1 protein-coding gene is annotated in these 1,859 nt (G+C 66.5%); it reads left to right on the top strand.

The annotated features are described in order from the left end of the window. Positions 1 to 1,462 (top strand): topoisomerase C-terminal repeat-containing protein (locus AX702_RS17980; RefSeq protein ID WP_197420674.1); only part of this gene is annotated, 1,462 nt, incomplete at its 5' end. Between the last annotated feature and the right edge of the window lie 397 nt (positions 1,463 to 1,859).

Genomic DNA, 1,859 nt, shown 5'->3' on the forward strand with positions numbered 1-1,859 from the left:
CCGCCTCTATGACCTCGTCTGGAAGCGCGCGCTCGCCAGCCAGATGGCGTCGGCCCGCATGGAACGCACCACGGTCGACATGGCCGACGGCACGGGTCGCAACGTCCTGCGCGCCACCGGTCAAGTCGTGCTCTTCCCCGGCTATCTCGCGCTCTACGAGGAAGGTCAGGACGACAGCGCCGACGAGGACGCAAAGCGCCTGCCGCGCCTGCGCGACGGCGATTCCCCCGCCAAGAAGTCGGTCGACGCCGAACAGCATTTCACCCAGCCGCCGCCGCGCTTCTCCGAAGCCTCGCTGGTCAAGCGGATGGAGGAGCTCGGCATCGGCCGCCCCTCCACTTATGCCTCGATCATCAAGACGCTGAAGGATCGCGCCTATGTGCGCGTCGAGAAGAACCGCTTCTTCGCCGAGGAAAGCGGGCGTTTGGTGACGGCGTTCCTCGAACGCTTCTTCGAACGCTATGTCGCTTATGACTATACCGCCGAGCTCGAGGAAGAGCTGGACGACGTGTCGGGCGGCCGCGCGCAATGGCAGGCGGTACTCGAGGCATTCTGGCGAGATTTCAAGCCGCGCACGGCAGAGGTCATGGACTTCAAGCCGAGCGAAGTGACCGAGCAACTCGACGCCTTTCTCGCGCCCTATCTGTTCCCCGATCGCGCCGATGGCACCGATCCCCGCCTCTGCCCGAGCTGCGCCACCGGCAAGCTCGCGCTGCGCGGCGGCCGGTTTGGCGCGTTCATCGCCTGCTCCAACTATCCGGAATGCAAATACACCCGCCGCTTCGCGCAGGCGGGCGCGGAAGGCGGCGACAGCGGTGAGCCCGAACAGCTTGGCCAGGATCCCGAAACGGGCCTGCCGGTGGAGCGCAAGTCAGGGCGGTTCGGCCCGTACATCCAGCTTGGCGAGGGCAAGGACGCAAAGCGCGCTTCGATCCCGAAGGACGTGGGCGAGCTGGATCTCGAAATGGCGCTGAAGCTTCTCAGCCTGCCGCGCACGATTGGCCAGCACCCGGAAACGGGCAAGGACATCGTCGCTTCGATCGGCCGCTATGGCCCGTACCTTCAGCATGACGGCAAGTATGCGCGCTTGCAGAGCACAGCCGACGTGTTCGAAACGGGCATGAACGCCGCCGTCGTGAAGCTCGCCGAGGCAGCCGCCGGTGGCGGGCGCCCGCAGCGCGGCACGCGCGAGCCGCTCAAGGTGCTGGGCAAGCACCCGCGTAGCGAGGCGGAGATCAAGCTGATGGAGGGGCGCTACGGCCCCTATGTCACCGATGGCGAGACTAACGCGACCCTGCCCAAGACGATCGCGCCCGATCAACTGACGCTCGAAGAAGCCGCCCAGCTGATTGACGCGCGGGCGGCGATGCCCAGCAAGGGAAAGACCGCCAAGAAGAAGCCCGCCGCCAAGAAGCCGGCGGCAAAGAAGGCCGCACCGAAGAAAGCGGCCGCGAAGAAGTAACGCCCGGCCGCGCGGGACGATGGCGCCAGACGCCGTTCCCGCGCGGCCGGGCGCCAGCTCGCCTTCAACGGAGCAGGCGATCAGCCCTTGTTCCAACTGATCTGGCGCATCTCGCCGGCAAGAGCGGGGAGGCCTTGGCTGAAGCCTGTCGGCACACCACTCGCCCTCCATCACGGCCGCCCGGTGAGACCTCGGGCGAACTCTTACGTCATGCCGGGCTTGTCCCGGCATCCACCAGGCCGCACACCTCAACCAACCATATTCGCGGAACGGTGGATCCCGGTTGAAGACCGGATGACGAAGCGGGCACATGCCGCAGCAGATCCTGCCGCCCCCGCAAGCCTCGGCTTCGTTGAACGCGTACTCCACCCGACGTCGATCAGGCTGGGGATCAAGC

This window comes from Sphingomonas sp. CCH5-D11 (assembly GCF_001557395.1).
GTDB lineage: Bacteria > Pseudomonadota > Alphaproteobacteria > Sphingomonadales > Sphingomonadaceae > Sphingomonas.